The sequence below is a fragment of the Endozoicomonas sp. ONNA2 genome, assembly GCF_024606365.1.
In the GTDB taxonomy this organism is placed as follows: Bacteria; Pseudomonadota; Gammaproteobacteria; order Pseudomonadales; family Endozoicomonadaceae; genus Endozoicomonas.
On the sequence record NZ_JAHHPO010000405.1, the window covers coordinates 1 to 1671 of the forward strand.

1 protein-coding gene is annotated in these 1671 nt (G+C 31.6%); it reads right to left on the minus strand.

Annotated elements, in window-relative coordinates; genetic code table 11:
• Positions 1-41: 41 nt before the first annotated feature.
• Positions 42-1671 (minus strand): hypothetical protein (locus tag KDK14_RS07320; protein ID WP_257264400.1); only part of this gene is annotated, 1630 nt, incomplete at its 5' end.

Sequence of the window (1671 nt, forward strand, 5' to 3'; positions counted from 1 at the left end):
CACCATAGTTCCAGAATTAGAGTGAAATGGGAAAGTTATTTTTAGACAATTCCTATATGCAGTGCTTCAACATCACTCTCCTTTAACTTTTCTTTTATTATGGATTCGAGAGTCTCCTTTAGTGCTGTTATATTGGTTATATCTGCCTCATTTTCCTTAATGCACTTTCGAAAATGTTCATCCATGTCTTCATCGAGTTTACCTAGTTTTGTTATAAGTGCCTTATTTTCCCCAAGGTTTTTTTGTACATCTTTATTAATGAATTTATTGCATTCTTCTAACTGTCTTTCACAGGTATCAATTTCATCTAAAATTGACTGTGCAACATTATTTCGACGAACATAATCGATAATGCTTGTATAATTATTTTGGAAATAAGTTTCGGTACATTCAACTAGTTTAGTTTGAACCACACAAGGTATTTTCACTTCATTTTGTTGAATTTTAATCTCACCTAAAAAAGTTTCGTAATCATGAATGTTAAATATTTCTTCAGTGATTTTTATATTAAAATCTATATTTCTGGTGTTGAAATTAATCAGTAAGTGAGAGTTATTCATATTAATAAGACTGGCAATATCTTTAATCTTGTTATTGAAATCATTGAGTCTCCTTTTCAAATTTTCAGAGTCATTTTTTATATCGTTTTTCAATTCTTCAATAGAATGATTAATGCTTTTGTTGGCTTCATTTATTTCGGAAGATAATTTCTTTTCTATCAATTGTGGAAATTTATGGGCTGCGGGCAAGGAAACAAATGGGATTATATTATTTAAATCTGATCCATTAATAGGTTTTGATTTATTATTGATGTATTCCAATGCTACTCTGCCGATATCAAAAATAGAAATTGCACCTAAGACATAAGGGCCCAAGGATAAATAAGGGCCAAACATAAGAAATTTAGCAAGCAAGGATCTAAACACTGGTGGTCCAAGAGTATACAAGGCAGATGCAATAGTAGTGTAGCTAGCGATTGTTATTGCTTCAGATCTTTCTTCAGATTTTCTCTCTTCTTCTTCCTTTAACTTTTCTGTTAACATTTTTACATAGCTTTCTCTAGTGACTTCACACTGTTCAGTTACTTTTTTTCTGGCTCTTCCAATAAATTTATCCAAGATTTTTTGGAATTTTTCCAATAAGCGCTCATTACATTGTAAGCATTTATTCCGTGAATCTTGAAGTGTTTCTGACAGCAGAGTCTGTAAAGATTTCTGTAATTCTATTTTTTTGTTTTCTATCGCATTGTTGTTTGATTTTACTGTTGAAATCTTATTTTTCGAGGATTTTGAAGATTCATTATATGAATTTATTATCTTCTTTTTATTAATTTTTAGTTTGTTAAGCTCATCATTTAAGAATTTTAAATATTCAGTGACTGAGTTTATTACCGTTTCCTTACTAGCTTTTAGCTTATTGCTGGCAGACTGGATAGCCAAAATAGCTGCTTGAGTATTGGCGGCTTCAATAATTTTTTCTTCCGGCTTCTGGAAGCAAGATTTCACCAAAATTCCTTTAGCTTTATTTAGAAGCCGCTCTCTATTCTTATTAAATGGCTCTTTTATTTCATCTTCCCAAAGTCCACCAAAAGCTTCTTTGTAAAAGTATCTAATTAAAGCCTGAATCCGTAACTTCAGAAGACGTTGAAACCTTCGGAAGCCGGTCGTGCCG